15 protein-coding genes are annotated in these 15,953 nt (G+C 61.1%); 9 read left to right on the top strand and 6 right to left on the bottom strand.

Annotation, left to right across the window (positions count from 1 at the left end):
• The first annotated feature begins 43 nt into the window (after window positions 1–43).
• From WH299_RS18410 to fecA, 3 genes are all read left to right on the top strand, one after another.
• Complete coding sequence (locus WH299_RS18410; RefSeq protein ID WP_123478293.1) at window positions 44–532, top strand: sigma-70 family RNA polymerase sigma factor; 489 nt, start codon at window positions 44–46, stop codon at window positions 530–532.
• The gene (locus tag WH299_RS18405) at window positions 529–1,470 is read left to right on the top strand and encodes a FecR family protein (RefSeq protein WP_339550961.1); all 942 of its coding nucleotides are present in this window, start codon (window positions 529–531) and stop codon (window positions 1,468–1,470) included. Before WH299_RS18410 ends, WH299_RS18405 begins: the two co-directional genes overlap by 4 nt.
• Window positions 1,471–1,561: 91 nt before the next feature.
• A complete protein-coding gene (fecA, locus tag WH299_RS18400) occupies window positions 1,562–3,898 on the top strand; it encodes a TonB-dependent Fe(3+) dicitrate receptor FecA (protein WP_339550959.1) in 2,337 nt (778 codons plus the stop codon).
• On the opposite strand, the gene WH299_RS18395 is transcribed toward fecA, so the two are convergent.
• Window positions 3,899–4,771: a LysR family transcriptional regulator gene (locus WH299_RS18395; RefSeq protein WP_126570383.1), complete on the bottom strand. Its 873-nt coding sequence runs from the start codon at window positions 4,769–4,771 to the stop codon at window positions 3,899–3,901.
• A gap of 106 nt (window positions 4,772–4,877) precedes the next feature.
• Between WH299_RS18395 and WH299_RS18390 the strand changes: the two genes are divergently transcribed.
• Complete coding sequence (locus tag WH299_RS18390) at window positions 4,878–6,392, top strand: MFS transporter (RefSeq protein ID WP_339550957.1); 1,515 nt, start codon at window positions 4,878–4,880, stop codon at window positions 6,390–6,392.
• Window positions 6,393–6,446: 54 nt separating this feature from the next.
• Here WH299_RS18390 and WH299_RS18385 read toward each other — a convergent pair whose 3' ends face one another.
• Together WH299_RS18385 and WH299_RS18380 are read right to left on the bottom strand one after the other, a co-directional pair.
• A complete protein-coding gene (locus WH299_RS18385) occupies window positions 6,447–6,857 on the bottom strand; it encodes an HPF/RaiA family ribosome-associated protein (RefSeq protein WP_071488620.1) in 411 nt (136 codons plus the stop codon).
• 212 nt (window positions 6,858–7,069) lie between these two features.
• Window positions 7,070–8,017: a LysR substrate-binding domain-containing protein gene (locus tag WH299_RS18380; protein ID WP_339550955.1), complete on the bottom strand. Its 948-nt coding sequence runs from the start codon at window positions 8,015–8,017 to the stop codon at window positions 7,070–7,072.
• Window positions 8,018–8,154: 137 nt separating this feature from the next.
• On the opposite strand from WH299_RS18380, the gene WH299_RS18375 reads away from it, so the two are divergent.
• From WH299_RS18375 to WH299_RS18365, 3 genes are all read left to right on the top strand, one after another.
• Window positions 8,155–9,531, top strand: a complete 1,377-nt coding sequence (locus WH299_RS18375; RefSeq protein WP_339550954.1) for an L-serine ammonia-lyase — start codon at window positions 8,155–8,157, stop codon at window positions 9,529–9,531.
• 62 nt (window positions 9,532–9,593) lie between these two features.
• Window positions 9,594–10,883, top strand: coding sequence for a serine/threonine transporter (locus tag WH299_RS18370; protein WP_122723901.1), 1,290 nt, complete (start codon window positions 9,594–9,596; stop codon window positions 10,881–10,883).
• Between the two features lie 218 nt (window positions 10,884–11,101).
• The gene (locus WH299_RS18365; RefSeq protein WP_028618965.1) at window positions 11,102–11,416 is read left to right on the top strand and encodes a DUF3509 domain-containing protein; all 315 of its coding nucleotides are present in this window, start codon (window positions 11,102–11,104) and stop codon (window positions 11,414–11,416) included.
• Here the strand turns inward: WH299_RS18365 and WH299_RS18360 are convergent.
• The gene (locus tag WH299_RS18360; protein ID WP_016978246.1) at window positions 11,413–11,901 is read right to left on the bottom strand and encodes a phosphate-starvation-inducible protein PsiE; all 489 of its coding nucleotides are present in this window, start codon (window positions 11,899–11,901) and stop codon (window positions 11,413–11,415) included. The two genes, WH299_RS18365 and WH299_RS18360, sit on opposite strands and share 4 nt — an antisense overlap.
• A 274-nt stretch (window positions 11,902–12,175) precedes the next feature.
• Here WH299_RS18360 and WH299_RS18355 point away from each other — a divergent pair, with 274 nt between their 5' ends.
• On the top strand, window positions 12,176–12,436 hold the full coding sequence (locus WH299_RS18355) for a YebG family protein (protein WP_016978245.1): 261 nt from the start codon (window positions 12,176–12,178) through the stop codon (window positions 12,434–12,436).
• A 90-nt stretch (window positions 12,437–12,526) separates the two neighbouring features.
• Here the strand turns inward: WH299_RS18355 and WH299_RS18350 are convergent, their stop codons facing one another.
• A complete protein-coding gene (locus tag WH299_RS18350) occupies window positions 12,527–13,240 on the bottom strand; it encodes a dienelactone hydrolase family protein (protein ID WP_021491833.1) in 714 nt (237 codons plus the stop codon).
• Between the two features lie 247 nt (window positions 13,241–13,487).
• On the opposite strand from WH299_RS18350, the gene WH299_RS18345 reads away from it, so the two are divergent.
• On the top strand, window positions 13,488–14,795 hold the full coding sequence (locus WH299_RS18345) for an acetamidase/formamidase family protein (RefSeq protein ID WP_010212917.1): 1,308 nt from the start codon (window positions 13,488–13,490) through the stop codon (window positions 14,793–14,795).
• An 8-nt stretch (window positions 14,796–14,803) separates the two neighbouring features.
• On the opposite strand, the gene WH299_RS18340 is transcribed toward WH299_RS18345, so the two are convergent.
• Window positions 14,804–15,823 carry a Leu/Phe/Val dehydrogenase gene (locus tag WH299_RS18340; protein WP_122723896.1) on the bottom strand — a complete coding sequence of 340 codons (1,020 nt, stop codon included), beginning with the start codon at window positions 15,821–15,823 and terminating at the stop codon, window positions 14,804–14,806.
• Window positions 15,824–15,953 lie beyond the last annotated feature (130 nt).

The following is a 15,953-nucleotide window of genomic DNA, read 5'->3' as shown; positions in this document are numbered from 1 at the left end:
TTCTTGTTCTCTAAAGCATGCCGATGCTTGTGGAGTGTTCGCGTTGAGCCCGTCCAATACCGTCGAAGTGTTGTACAACGACCATCACCACTGGCTCACCGGCTGGTTGCGACGCAAGCTCGGCTGCCCGGAAAGCGCCGCCGACCTGGCCCAGGACACCTTCATCCGCGTGCTCACCGCGCGAGAAACACCCACGCTGATCGAGCCCCGCGCGTTCCTCACCACGGTCGCCAAGCGCGTGCTGTTCAACTTCTATCGCCGCCAGGACCTGGAGCGCGCCTACCTCGACGCCTTGGCGCAGATGCCCGAGCACGTGGCACCGTCGGAAGAAGAACGCGCAATCATCCTGCAAACCCTGGTGGAGTTGGATCAACTGCTCGACGGCCTGCCCGTCCAGGTGAAGCGGGCCTTTCTGCTGGCCCAACTCGATGGCCTGACCTACGCACAAATCGGCGTTGAACTGGGCATTTCCATTGCCACCGTCAAACGCCACCTGAGCAAAGCGGCCATGCGCTGCTATTTCGCCCTATGAACTTCTCCACCCAAGTCGCCGAACAAGCCGTGCACTGGCTGATGGAAATGCAGCAAGGCGCACTCAAGCCACGCCAGCAAGCCGCCTGGCAGCAGTGGTTGAACGCCCACAGCGAACACCAGCGCGCCTGGGACCACATGCAGCGCGTCAATCAGCGCCTGCGCGGCATGCCCTCGCCCCTGGCCCATGCGGCGTTGAATGCGCCAACTTCCACCAGCCGTCGCCAGGCGTTGAAGTTGCTGTTGATCCTCGGCGCAGGTTCCGCTGCTGCCTGGAGCTTGCGCCAGCAACATATCCTGCCACCGCTGACCGCCGACTACCGCAGCCCCGTTGGCCAGCGACGCAAGGTGCAATTGGCCGACGGCAGCCAGTTGCAGCTCAACACCGGCAGCGCGGTGGATGTGCATTTTGATGGCCAGCAACGGCTGATCCGCCTGCTTGAAGGCGAGATCCTGCTGACCGGTATTGCGGGCAGCACACCGCTGCAAGTGCTGACCGGCCAAGGCCTGCTCACTAGCCAGGCGGCGCGTTTTAATGTGCGGCAGTTCAACGATCACACCCAACTGGCGGTACTCGACGGTCACGTCGCGGTCATGCCCAACATCTACACCGGCCTGCCGCTGAGCGTCCAGGCCGCGCACCAGGTCAACTTCACACGAAAAGGTTGGGACACCCCGCGTGCCACCGACGCCAACAGCGGCGCCTGGGCCGACGGCATGCTGGTCGCGGCCCACATGCGCCTGGAAGATTTCCTCGGCGAACTCGGGCGTTATCGCCGTGGCCAAGTCAATTGCGACCCACAGGTGGCCAACCTGCTGATCTCCGGCAGCTACCCGCTGGACGACAGCGAACGCATTCTCGACCTGCTGGAAGTGAGCCTGCCGGTGAAGGTGCGGCGCTTTACCCGCTACTGGGTGACCGTGCAGGCACGCGCCTGAAATTAATTCAAAAAACGGTGAGCCGTTTTCCACCCCTCGCGTGACAGAGAAGGAAAGCCACCTTGATCCTTCCTTCTCAGGACCGCTCTTCATGCCCCAGCAACCGACGCTTCTTGCCCGCACCTTGCGCCAACTCCTACTCGGCGCCAGCCTCAGTCTGACCGTGCTGCCCCCGGTGATGGCGGCCGACGCCAAGCCCTATCACATCGCCCCGACGTCGCTGGAAGCTGCACTGAACCAGTTTGGCCGCGAAGCCGGCGTGTTGATCTCCTTCGGTTCCGAAGTGACGGCGGGTATGCAGAGCCGTGGTTTGTCCGGCAACTACAGCGCCGCGGACGGCCTGCAGAAACTGCTGGAGGGCACCGGCCTGCAAGCCCGTGCCGAAGGCGACAATGCCTACAGCGTGCAACCGGCCACTGCACCGGCCAGCATTGAGTTGGGCACCTCCAGCGTGGTCGGCGACTGGCTGGGCGACGCGGCGCAAACCAATGTGTTCGAACACCCCGGCGCCCGCGATGTGATCCGCCGTGAAGAGTTCGAACGCCAGGGCGCCACCCAGGCCAAGGACGTGCTCAACCGCATTCCCGGCGTCAACGCCCCGGACAACAACGGCACCGGCAGCCACGACATGGCACTGAACTTCGGCATTCGTGGCCTCAACCCACGCCTGGCGTCGCGCTCCACGGTGCTGATGGACGGCATTCCGGTGCCGTTCGCGCCCTACGGCCAGCCGCAGCTTTCCTTTGCGCCGATCAGCATGGGCAATATGGACGCGGTCGACGTGGTGCGCGGCGGCGGTGCGGTGCGCTACGGCCCGCAGAACGTTGGTGGCGTGGTCAACTTCGTGACCCGTGCGATCCCGGATACACCTACTGTCAAAGGCGGCTTGCAGACCGAAACCAGCCCGTCCTCCAGCCACGATGGCTTCAAGACCACCGGCAACCTGCTGGCCGGCGGCACCGCCGACAACGGCCTGGGCGGCGCGATTCTGTACTCCGGCACCCGTGGCGGCGACTGGCGCGAGAACAGCAACACGCGCATCGACGACCTGATCCTCAAGGGCAAATACCAACTGGATGACGCCAACAGCTTCAACGCCATGGCGCAGTACTACGAAGGCCAGGCCGATATGCCGGGTGGCTTGAACGTCGCGGACTACAAGGCGGATCCCTACCAGTCCACCCGCCCCTACGACAAATTTTGGGGCCGCCGTACGATGTTCAACGTCGGCTATCGTTATGAGCAGGACCGCCGCGAATTCACTGTGAACAGTTTCTTCACCAAGACCTTGCGCAGCGGTTACCTGGACCAGGGCACATTCCTCTCGTTGTCCCCGCGTGAATACTGGGTGCGTGGCATCGAGACCCGCTTCGCCCAAGGCTTTGACTTGGGCCCGACCAGCCACGAAGTGGGCGTCGGCTACCGATACATCAACGAGGCCGGCCACGAGCTGCGTTACCGCACGCCGATTGCCGCCAACCAGCAGATTCCCACTACCAACAGCCGCAACGACCGCGACACCCGTGGCGGCACCGAAGCCAATGCGTTCTTCATCGATGACCGGATCGATATCGGCAAGTGGACCATCACCCCGGGCATTCGCTACGAGATTATCGAGTCGCAGCAGACCAACAACCTCACCAACGTCAAATACAAGGGCGACTACAACACCGCGCTGCCGGCGCTAAATGTGCTCTACCACCTCACCGACAGCTGGAACCTCTACGCCAACACCGAAGGTTCGTTCGGCAGCGTGCAGTACAGCCAGATGCCGAACCGCGTGACCAGCGGCGAAGTGAAACCGGAAAAAGCCCGTACCTGGGAATTGGGTACCCGCTACGACGACGGCACCTTGCGTGCGGAAATCGGCGCGTTCCTGATCAACTTCGACAACCAATACGAAAGCAACCAGACCAATGACTCGGTAATTGCCCGTGGCGAAACCCGTCACCAGGGTATCGAGACCAGCATCAATTACGCGCTCGATGGTTTGAGCCCGGCGCTGGCAGGGTTCGATGTGTATGCCACCTACGCCTACGTCGACGCCACTATCCGCGAAGACGGCCCGAACAAAGGCAACCGCGTGCCCTTCTCCTCCAAGCACAAAGGCACCCTCGGCGTGGGCTACACCGAAGGCCGCTGGAAGCTCAACCTGGACAGCAGCTACCAGAGCAGCCAGTTCGCCGACAACGCCAACACCGAGAAGGAAACCGCCAACGGCGCCAACGGACGCATCCCTGGCTACATGCTGTTCAGCAGCCGTGCGGCCTATGACTTCGGCCCGCAGCTGTCGGACTTGAATGTGGCAGTGGGTGTGAAAAACATCTTCAACACCCAATACTTCACGCGCTCGTTCGACGATAACAACAAGGGCAAATACGTGGGCGAGCCGCGCACGGTGTATGTGCAGACGTCCATCGCGTTCTGATCAACTGCCCGCCAGGCACGACGGGGTGCCGGCCACCAACGCGTCGATTGCACAGCGCGTCTTGGCCGGCATGTGCGTGGCCGTCGGCCAGATGACATGGATCGGGGCGGGTTGCTCACGATAGCCAGGCAGCACCGCCTGCAACTGCCCACGCAGCACGTAGTGGGCAATCAACCAACTCGGCAGCCAGGCCAGGCCCACACCCGCGATGGCGGCATCGGCCACGGCCTGCAGGTCATCCATCATCAGCGGTGAAGCCACTCGATTGCGGTGCGGGGTGTTGCTGCGGTAGGCGATGCCGCGATGGCCGGCAAGGTCTTCGATGCATGCAATCGGCCCGACGCGCTGCAAGTACGCCGGTGAAGCCGCCAGCCCCACCGACTGCTCGCCCAGGCGCCGTGCGCTGAGGCGGTCAGTATCGGGTAACGGACCGATACGCACGGCGATATCGAAGCCCTCCTGGGCCAGGTCCACCAACCGGTCGGCGAAGCTGATCTCGATCTCCAACTCCGGATAACGCGCCATCAAGCCCCACAGCGCGGGCGCCGCGTAGTGGTGCCCGAAAGCCAGCGGCAGACTTGCCCGCAAACGCCCGCGCGGCAGTTGTCGGCCGCTTTCCAGTACCGACTCGGCGGCCTCCAGCTCAGCCAGCGCGCGCAAACAATGTTCGTAGTAAGCCTGGCCGTCCTCGGTCAACCGCTGGCGCCGGGTAGAACGTTGCAACAGGCAAGTGCCCAAGCGCGCCTCGAGTCGCGCAAGGCCCTTGCCCACGGCGGAGCGCGTCAGGTTCAGCCGTTCGGCGGCCTCGGTCAGGTTGCCGCTCTCGACGATCTGCAGAAAGAGTTCGACACCGTCAAAACGTGGCGTGGTCATTGTGCGGTTTGTCGCCCTTGATTCCCTTATGAGTGGAAAACTTATCACGAATAAGGAACTCGATTCCCCTGAAAATAGCCCGATACCCTATCGACAGGAGAGTCCCATGCCACCCGCCGTCACGTTATCGGTCGCCAATACCCGGCGCACGGCCAGAAACGGTCTTGCGCTGACCGCCGTGTGCCTTGTCGCCCTGATGTTCGGCCTGGAAATTTCCAGCGTGCCGGTCATCCTGCCGACCCTGGAAAACCAATTGGGCACTGGATTCCAAGACGCCCAATGGATCATGAACGCCTACACCCTGGCTTGCACCAGCGTACTGATGGCTGCCGGCACACTGGCCGATCGCTTTGGCCGCCGAAGCATGCTGGTGCTGTGCCTGTGGGTGTTCGGGTTGGCCTCCCTGGCCTGTGGGCTGGCGAACAATGCCACCACACTGATCGCGGCGCGTTTCGTCCAAGGCATCGGCGCCGGGGCGATGATGATCTGCCAGTTCGCGATCCTGTCGCACCTGTTCCGCGAACCGGCGGCACGGGCGCGGGCGTTCGCGATATGGGGCGTGATTGCTGGAGTGGGCCTGGGCTTTGGGCCCATCGTGGGGGCGTTGATCCTGGCGGTCGCAGACTGGCGCTGGGTGTTCCTCGTACATGTACCGCTGACCCTGTTCACACTGGTGCTGCTGCGGATCAGTGTGCAGGAATCGCGGGATCCCGCTGCACATCGCCTCGATATCGCTGGCATGCTAACCCTGACGCTGTCGGTGTTTGCGCTGGTCTATTTCATCACCCAGGGTACTGAAAACGGCTTTGGCACACCGGCCATGCTCGGCTGGGCGGGCTTGGCGGTAGCCGGGCTGCTGCTGTTCATTGCTGTCGAGCGGCGTAGCCCTCACCCAATGTTCGATTTCTCGGTGTTCCGCATCCAGCGCTTCAACGGCGCACTGATGGGTTCGATCGGCATGAACTTCAGCTTTTGGCCGTTCATGATCTACTTGCCCTTGTACTTCCAGGCTGGGCTTGGTTACGACACCGTGACCACGGGCGGCGCCTTGCTCGCCTACACCTTGCCCACTTTGCTGGTTCCTCCCTTGGCCGAGCGCCTGGCCCTGCGTTACGGAGCCGAGCGCGTCATCCCGTGTGGACTGGGCTTGATGGGCGCAGGCTTCCTGAGCATGGCCGCCGCCAATGCGGTGGCGCAACCGAGCATCGTGCTGGTGCTGATCAGTTGCATCATTGCAGGGGTGGGATTGGCGCTGACCAACTCCCCCACCACCAATACCACCACCGGTGCAGTCTCGGCCGACCGTGCGGGCATGGCGTCAGGCATCGACCTCAGCGCACGATTGATTACCCTCGCACTCAACATCGCGTTGATGGGGTTGGTGCTGCTGTTGGGGATCAGCCACCAGTTGGCAGTTTTACTGCCCGACAGCTCAGTGCTGGAGTGGCCGGCCATCAGCCAGAACATCGCGGCGGGCAAGCTGGGGTCATCAGTGGGTCTGGCATTCACCGATGCCCAGGCAGCCCTGCGACATGGCATCGGTTGGGCCATGCTTTACGCGGGCCTGGGTGCAGGTGGGTTGGCGTGGTTGAGCAGGTATTTCTTCCGACGCAGCCAATAATCGAAAACGGGCCTGCAAATGCAGGCCCGTTTTTAGTGGAGCGTGAGAAAACTATCAGCCGTTGAACACGGCGCGTTCTTTTTCCAGAAACTCCTGCTCAAGCTCATCTTCGTTGACTTTGGTGGTCGGCTGGCTCTTCCCGGCAGCGCGTGGCTTGCCTTGCAGTTTGCCGAACAGATGCTCTAGCGCATGGTCCAGCTTGGTCGCCGCACCGTCGATCGCCTGTTCCAGGGTATCGGCTTTGTGCAGCACGGACAGCGGTTGATGGCCTTTTGGCCGCGCTTCCAGGCGGCAACTTAAATCGTGGGGACCGGGCTTGTCGCCGTTCTCATCCCGCAGGTAGACCTCCACTCGGGTCAGGTCTTCCTCGTAACGTTCGAGCGTGCTCTCAATGGTAGTACGTACCCACTCCTCCAGTCGGATGCTGCTTTCAATATGGTTATCGCTATTGACTTGGATTTGCATAGTTCTTCCCTTATTTCAGCTAGCTCGCGAGAGGTCACAACTGCAACACCGGGTCGGTGAAACCATGACCTCTTGACTACACAATTGAGCAGTCAGCAGAACAATTCAACCCCTTTGCAAAGATAAATCCCACATTACAAATTAAGTCTGACTACGAGCAAAAACGCTGTTAGGGTGGGGAGTTAGTTACATCTTCTTACGCCAAGCCAAACTCACAATTGCCCCTCTCCCAACGGGTGCAATCCGCGGAAAATCTCCGCTTCTTCAACCAGCCAATCATGCACCGCGCGTACGCCCGGATGGCTCAGTGCGCCTGGCGCATACAGCAACACGTAACGTTTGTGGTTAGGCACGGCCAGGCCGAAGGGCACGATCAAGGTGCCACGCTCCAGCTCATCGTTGAGCAACGTGCGCCGCGCAATGGCCACGCCCATGCCGGCGATCGCGGCTTCGATAGTCAGGTGGTTGCGGTTAAAGGTATGGCCACGGCGCACGTCGGCATGGTGATAGCCGATAGCATTCAGGTAAAACTCCCACTCGGCGTACTCATAACTCCCCCGCCAGGCAGTGATGTCATGCAGCAGTGGGAAATGCACCAGGTCGGCGGGGCCATGCAGCGGTGGCCGGCCGCGCAGCAGGCTCGGAGCGCAGACCGGAAAGATTTGTTCGTCCAACAGCGCTGTGGATAACAAGCCAGGGTAGCTGCCATCGTTCAAGTCGATGGCCAGGTCAAAGTCGCCCTCATGCAAGGCGATGCTGCTGTCCTCGGCGACCATACGCAATTGGATATCCGGAAAGCGCTGCTGCAAACGCGGTAACCGAGGGGTCAGCCACTTGCCGAGAAACGACGGGATCGAGCGCAGGCGCAGGGTGCCGCTGATCATTCCCGCGTCCAGGCGCTGCAACTCCGCGTCGATGCTGCCATAGGCCTCGCCCACCGTTGTCGCCAATCGCTGTCCCTCCGCACTCAGTTCCACCCCCCGCGCGCGCCGATGAAACAAGCGGAATCCCAAGCGCTCCTCCAACTGGCGGATCTGCTGGCTCACCGCGCCCGGCGTGATGTGCAGTTCCTCGGCGCAGCGGGTGAACGACAAATGCCGCGCAGCACAGGAAAAAACGTGCAGCCAGACATACGTCTGGCCATGAAGGGGCCGGGTCATAGCGTTTAGTCCTGCTAAAGAGTGTCTTAGGATAATTCGTTGGTCAGTGCCGATCCAGAGGCTCAGTATCGCGCCAATTCCGCTCGCTCTACAAAACATGGCAGCGATTTCTACTCCATTGCTTGTAAGGCTTTAGCATGGCTATCAGTGTTTTCGATCTATTCAAAGTGGGCATCGGCCCTTCCAGCTCCCACACCGTCGGTCCGATGCGGGCGGCGGCGACCTTTGCCCAGGCCCTGATCGACCAACACCTGCTGAGCGACACTCGCCGTGTGGAAGTGCGCCTATACGGTTCGCTGTCCGCCACCGGCGTCGGCCATGCCACCGACCGCGCCTGCGTGATGGGCCTGATGGGCGAATGGCCGGACCGGGTCGACCCCACCTCGATCAACGCACGCATCCAGCAACTGCGCGAATCCGGCCGACTGTTGCTCGCAGGCCAGCAGGACATTGCCTTCAACTGGAAGCACGATCTCCGACTGCTGGACGAAAGCCTGCCCTACCACCCGAACGCCATGTCCCTGCACGCCTACGGCGAAAACGGCCTGCTGAGCGAGCAAACCTATTACTCGGTGGGCGGCGGTTTCATCATCGAAGCGGCGGAAGCGGCCTCGGGCATTGCGCCGACCAGCGATGTGGAATTGCCCTACGACTTTTCCAGCGCCTTAGAACTGCTGGCCTTGTGCAACAAGCATGGCCTGCGGGTTTCCGAGCTGATGATGGCCAACGAACGCGCGTGGCGCAGCGACGCCGACATTCGCAGTGGGCTGCTGCATATCTGGTCGGTGATGCGCGAATGCGTGGAGCAAGGCCTGCGCGATGAAGGCATCCTGCCGGGCGGTCTGGACGTGCCCCGTCGCGCGGCGAAATTGCACCGCAGCCTGCTGGAAATCGGCAAGCCGAATGTCATCACCTCGACCCTGTCGGCCATGGAGTGGGTCAACCTGTTCGCCCTCGCCGTCAACGAAGAAAACGCAGCCGGTGGGCGCATGGTCACCGCACCGACCAACGGCGCGGCAGGAATCATCCCGGCGGTGCTGCATTACTACATGAAGTTCAACGCCGACGCGTCTGACGACGATGTGGTCAATTTCTTCCTGGCCGCCGCGGCCGTCGGCATCCTCTGCAAGAAAAACGCCTCGATCTCCGGCGCCGAAGTCGGCTGCCAGGGCGAGGTCGGTTCGGCGTGCGCCATGGCCGCTGCGGGCTTGGCCGACATCCTTGGCGCCACCCCCGAGCAACTGGAAAACGCCGCCGAAATCGGCCTGGAACACAACCTCGGCCTCACCTGCGACCCGGTCGGCGGCCTGGTGCAAGTGCCGTGCATCGAGCGCAATGCCATCGCAGCGGTCAAGGCGATCAACGCGACGCAAATGGCTCTGCGCGGTGACGGCAAACACTTCATTTCTCTCGACCGGGTGATCCGCACCATGCGTGATACCGGCGCCGATATGCATGACAAATACAAAGAAACTTCACGGGGCGGCCTGGCGGTCAGCTGGGTGGAGTGCTGATCGGAGCACTTCTACCCGCCCCCTACGTGAGCCCGCGCAAAAATAATAACGAGGCAATACCGATGACCGATGTACGTACACCTGCTGCTGAAAATCCTGCTGCTACAGCAACAACCGTGACCACCGGCTGGACCAAACACGACACCACCTGGATGCTGGGCCTCTACGGCACCGCCATCGGCGCCGGCACTTTGTTCCTGCCGATCAATGCCGGCGTCGGCGGCTTCTGGCCGTTGATCGTACTGGCCCTGCTGGCCTTCCCGATGACCTTCTTCGCCCACCGTGGGCTGACGCGCTTTGTGCTGTCGGGCAGATCCGGCGACATCACCGAAGTGGTCGAAGAGCACTTTGGCGTCGGCGCGGGCAAGCTGATCACCCTGCTGTATTTCTTCGCCATCTTCCCGATCCTGCTGGTGTACAGCGTGGCGCTGACCAACACCCTGGGCAGTTTCATGGAACACCAACTGCACATGACCCCACCGCCTCGGGCGATCCTGTCGCTGGTGCTGATCCTTGGCCTGATGGCCATCGTGCGCTGCGGCCAGGGCGTGATCGTCAAGGCCATGAGCGTGCTGGTGTATCCCTTCGTCGCGGCCCTGCTGTTGCTGGCCGTCAGCCTGGTCCCCAACTGGAACGGCGCGTTCTTCGCCTCCGCCAGTGATGGCATGCCCATGCCGCTGTTCTTCAAAACCCTATGGCTGGCGATTCCGGTGATGGTGTTTTCCTTCAACCACTCGCCGATCATCTCCGCCTTCGCCGTCGACCAGAAACGCGTGTACGGCGCGCAGGCCGAGCACAAAAGCAGCGGCATCCTGGCCACCGCCCACGGCATGATGGTGCTGACCGTGATGTTCTTCTGCTTCAGCTGCGTACTGGCACTGTCGCCAGCCGACCTGGCAGCGGCCAAGGCGCAGAACATCTCGATCCTGTCCTACCTGGCCAACCACTTCCAGACCCCAGTGATCGCCTACGCCGCGCCGTTGATTGCGCTGGTGGCCATCACCAAATCCTTCCTCGGCCACTACATCGGTGCCAGCGAAGGTTTCCAGGGCCTGATCGTCAAATCACTGCGCGGGCGCAACCGTTCGATGTCGGCCAAATGGCTGGAACGCTGCACGGCGCTATTCATGGTGCTGACCTGCTGGGCCGTGGCCACCTTTAATCCAAGCATCCTGGGCATGATTGAAACCATGGGCGGGCCGATCATCGCGTGCCTGCTGTTCCTGATGCCGATGTATGCCATTCGTCGCGTGCCATCCTTGCGCCAGTATTCAGGCCAGGTGTCGAATGTATTTGTGGTGGTGATTGGGTTGATTGCGCTGTCTGCGATCGTTTTCTCGGTACTGCCCTGAAATAGATCACCCAACAAAAAGGCGAACCTCGGTTCGCCTTTTTCATGTCCCGCAATAACGGCTCGGCGCCTTATGCGGCACGGCCTTTGCTGTACAGCTGTGGAGGGAAACGGACCTTGTGAAAACCTCAGCGACGGAGTGGCCGATGGTCAGGAGACGCGAACTAATCCCGACACCGGTCGTCAATGACTGCATGTTCTTTTCAGGCGGTACGCACCATGGACAATCCTTTTCAGATCATCACCGACACGTTCACCCCTGAATACCGCGTCAACTTGAGCATACAACGGCTGGACGGCAGCATCATGCTGACCCTCTCCAACGAACAAGGCGTAGTGGCCAAGCGCATGATCAGCGCCGAACAGCGCAATGATCCAGAGCGCCTCAAACGCCTGGTGCAAAGTATCCAGTTCGGTATTGCCATCGAGCAGGGCCATAGCGCCATGGAGATCCTGGCGGTGATGACGGATGGCGATCACAAGGTCCTGCAGCGACCGCCCACCCGCGCCCTGCCGTTCAGCGTCGGGCTTTAAAGTTCGCCCTTCTCGGTTTCCAGGCTCGCCTCGCCCTTGCGACGCGGGCCTTCGACCTTCACCGACGGGAAGGCCGACGAGGCATAGCGCACTACCAGAATCGCGAACGCCAACAGCAGAATCCCACCGCACAGGTAGATGATTCCCACGTCCGGCGGGTTGTGGTGCGACACGTTGGAGATCAATAGGCGCGTCAGCGCGGTGATCGCCACGTAGATCAGGAACCGCACCGGCATGTGGTTGGTCTTGAAGTAAATGCCGACCATCGCACCCAGCTCCAAGTAGATGAACAACAGCAAGATGTCATCGATCTTGATGTGCCCGTTCTCCAACATCCCCAGAAACTCCATCACCGCCGCCCAGGCCGTCACCGCACCAATGGCGAACAACGCCAGGTAGTGGAACGACTCGACGAACAGATTCCCCAGGGACTCGGCCAGCCCGTGCACTTGCTGGCGTAGCCTTTCGGCCCAATTGATCTTCACGATGATGCTTCCTTAGGTCGACTCGACCGGATAATGCGGGTTGGACGTGACGGTTGTTCTGCATGCAGAAAAAAGGCCAGGGGCAGGTATGAGATGGTGGCGGGGTGACACGAGGCACTCCAAACCTGTATTTACGGGCTACATTAAAAAACTGCTATCCAAACTCGATGGTTTGGCTTAACCTTTTTACTGTATATAAATACAGCTATCCAGAAACACCCGAACACAAGGGCTACTCCCCTTCACTACTGCACCCTGATGACGAGGCCAAAAAATGGCTGTTGAAACCCTGTATCGCAGTACCCGCGACTTGGAGACTACATTCGTGGATCGCAAACTTGCCGACGCACACGACCAGATGCTTGAACTGGCAGAGTCTCTGATGGATGTCCTGTTGAAAAACGTGGAAGGCTTGACTGAAAAGCAGGCAGAAGACGCCGGTATTTTCATGGCCAAGAACCGCGCCGCCTTTGCAGCAGCGTTCAAGAACAACGCCAGCGCCCTGGCCGAGATCGGGCAGCCAGAGGCAGAGTAAGGAGGCCGGCCCGCCTCCGTTGATTCAGGGTGAGCCAGCAGGTTCAGGCAGACCGGCAACTCATCGTTTTTACCGAAGGCTATTTGCGCCTTACGCCTGCCACAGGGTTTTGCCGAAGAAGGTCAATGTGCGGTCCCACGCCAGTTGCGACCATGCGGCGTCGTATTGCGTGTCGGGGATACGGCCGTTGCCGATCGCTGTTTCGTTGGCAAAGGCATGGCGCGCCAGGTAACGGTAGAAGGTCGCGTCCACACCCGCCGCGTGCAGCGTTGATTCCAGCTCCGCGACGGTTTCGATGTTGAAAAAAGCATCCTGTGTGCCCCAATGGCCAATCAGCGGTGCTTTGATTTTTGCCGCATCCAGATATTCAAGCGGTGGGAAGCCATACCAGACCACACCCGCAGCCAGCTCCGGAATTGCATTGAGCGCCAACAGCGTCAACGCCCCGCCCATGCAGTAGCCGGTCACGCCCACTTTTTGCGAGTCGGCCTGCAGGTAGCGCACCGCGCCCTTGATGTCCTGGGATACCGCATCGCCAAAATCCAGGCTGTCCATCAGGTGATGGGCTTCTTCCTCTTCCACGGTCGAGGCGCCGCGATAAAGGTCCGGCACCAGCACCCGGTAACCGCACTCGGCCAGGCGGATGGCCACGCCCTTGATCTGCTCGTTCAGCCCCCACCACTCTTGAATCAATACGATGGCCGGCGCCCCTTCCAGCACAGCCGGGCTGGCCAGGTAGCCATTGACCTCGGCGCCGTCCGGACGCTTGAACGTTACGGAATGCGCTGTTGCTTGATTGGACATGAATATTCTCCGCAGCAAGTAGGAAAACGATAGCTGAGCAAGCATCTCAAAGCGCCAGCCCACAGAACCCTATCAGGATTTTTGCAGTTACAAACCCTCCTCTCCCATCGTTATGTACCACTGTGTATTAGCGCACCCGCGCGACATATTCGGGATACAAAACACCGGTCTACTGGGCCTGCCTGAACCTTCCCTGATCAATACGCCGTGACCGAAGGTTCAATCACATAGGACCCGGAGAATAAAAATGCACCACTCAGCACCGGTTGATCGCCTGATCGTCAACACCTACACCAATGGCCTCATCGGCCCCAGCCAGAAGATGCTCGGCCCGCTCGCCGATGGCGGCACGCTTATCACCGGTACTCCGCCGGGGTGTTGGGGCCCAATGATCACGCCCGCATTTGAAGGTGGCCATGAGGTGACTCAACCCGTATTCATCGCCGGCGCAGAGGTCGGTGACGCCGTGGCCCTGAAGATCAAACGCATGCGCGTGACGTCTCTGGCCACTTCGTCAGGTGTCATGCGTTTTGTTGAGGGGCGTTATCATGGCGATCCCTTTGTCGCCAAGTTCTGTTCCAACTGTGGGCAGGAGCATCCCGCCAGCCATGTCGACGGCATCGGCGCGGACGCCATTCGTTGCAACGCCTGCGGGGCGGAGGTCAGCGCATTTCGCTTCAGCCATGGCTACGTCATCGTGTTCGATGCCGAGCATCAGCTGAGCCTGACCGTGAACCAGTTGGTAGCCGACCGCCTCGCCGGCCAGGCACCGGATATGGCGGCGTTGCCGGAGATGTCCGCCCAGCATTCGATTCTGTCCCTGGCCCGCGCCGATATCCCCGGCCTTGCCGCGCACATGCGGCCTTTCCTGGGCAATATTGGCACCACGCCTTCACGGGATCTGCCGGATTCCCACAACTGTGCCGACTTCGGTCAGTACCTGGTCGGCGCGCCCCATCGCTACGGCATGACCCATGACCAACTGCATGCCGCGAAAACCGACGGGCATATGGACACCAACTCGGTACGTGAAGGTTGCGTGCTGATTTGCCCGGTGAGAGTCCCCGGCGCCGGGGTTTACATGGGCGATATGCACGCCCAGCAAGGCAACGGCGAAATTGCCGGGCATGCCACCGATGTATCGGGTGAAACCGAACTGACCGCCCATGTGATCAAGGGGTTGGCACTCGACGGCCCGATCCTGCTGCAAAACCTTGATGACCTGCCGCCCATGGCTCGTCCGATGACTGCCGAGCAACGGTTGCATGTCAAGGCATTGGGCGAGCGCTGGGGGCAGTTCGAGATAGAAGACAACGGACCCATTACTTTTATCGGCAGTGGCGCCGACCTCAACTTAGCGACGGAAAACGGCCTGGAGCGCGCAGCGGCCGTCACGGGTCTGTCGATGGATGAGGTGCGCAACCGCGCAACGCTTAACGGCTCGATTGAAATCAGTCGGCTACCGGGGACCGTCCGCGTCACGCTCCTATGTCCGATGCACATTCTGGATCGCATGGGGGTCGGCTCACTGGTGCGTGAGAAGTATCAACTCTGATCGGTGTATCAGCGGTACAGCAAACGCTCGGCCAGCTCATCCGCCACCCGTGCGGGTGAGCGTTTTTCCGCCTGGGCGTGAGCGAAGATCTCGGTGAGGCGCGTGCCAATGTTGGACAGGTGCGCGGTAATCGTTGGCAGTTCCGCTCCGCCGTGCTTCAGCGCGACGTAGATCAGGCCACCGGAGTTGATCACGTAGTCGGGGGCGTAGAGGATGCCGCGTGCCTCCAATTGATCCGCGTTGTCCAGATGAGTCAATTGCGCACTGGCAGAACCGGCCACGGCGGCGCAACGCAATTGGCCGACGCTCTGGCGGTTGAACACGGCGCCGAGGCCACAAGGCGCAAGGATGTCGCACGGCGTGCTCAGTAACGCGTCGTTGGCGATGGGGTGCGCGCCCAACTGCTCCATGGCCAGTTGCACTTTGCCGTGGTCGATGTCGCTTACCAGCAGTTCGGCTCCGGCGGCATGCAGTTGTTCGGCCAAGGCGTAGCCCACATTTCCCAGCCCTTGGATGGCCACGCGCAGGCCTTCGAGGTTGTCGCTGCCCAGGCGCGCCATGGCGGTGGTACGGATGCCGGCGAACACGCCCATGGCGGCATGGGGCGATGGGTCGCCTGCGGCGGTGGTGCTGGTGACGTAGCGGGTATGCTGGGCGATGCAATCCATGTCCGCCACTGAAGTGCCACTGTCGATGGCGGTGATGTAACGCCCGTCGAGTTGCTCAACGCATCGACCAAAGGCTTCAAATAATGCGGCACGGCTTTCTACGTGGCCGGGACGCAGGATCACGGCGGTGCCCCCGCCCACCGGCAGACCGGCCAAGGCCGCCTTGTAGCTCATGCCTTGGGCCAGGCGCGCGGCATCGGCCACGGCACTTTCGTCGTCGGGGTAGGAAAGGTAGCGACAGCCACCGAGGGCAGGCCCCAGGCGGCTGTTATGGATGGCGATGACCGCCTTCAGCCCGGTGGCCGGGTCGACGCTCAAGTGCAGCGATTCAAGGCGGGTGCTGTGCATGAGAGCAAACATCGTCAAGCTCCCGAATCACTTCTGGTAGTGGGCCAAGTATAGGCTTGCGGCAGAAAACTGCCGGACCAGGCTGGAATAAGCCGCCCGATTTCACAGGTCTTGCGACATAAGCACGCAGGATATTTCCCAA

The organism is Pseudomonas sp. MYb541, assembly GCF_037479595.1.
Classification (GTDB): Bacteria; Pseudomonadota; Gammaproteobacteria; order Pseudomonadales; family Pseudomonadaceae; genus Aquipseudomonas; species Aquipseudomonas canadensis.
Note: the sequence above shows the minus strand (reverse complement) of the source record. Positions and strands in the feature narration are given on the sequence as shown.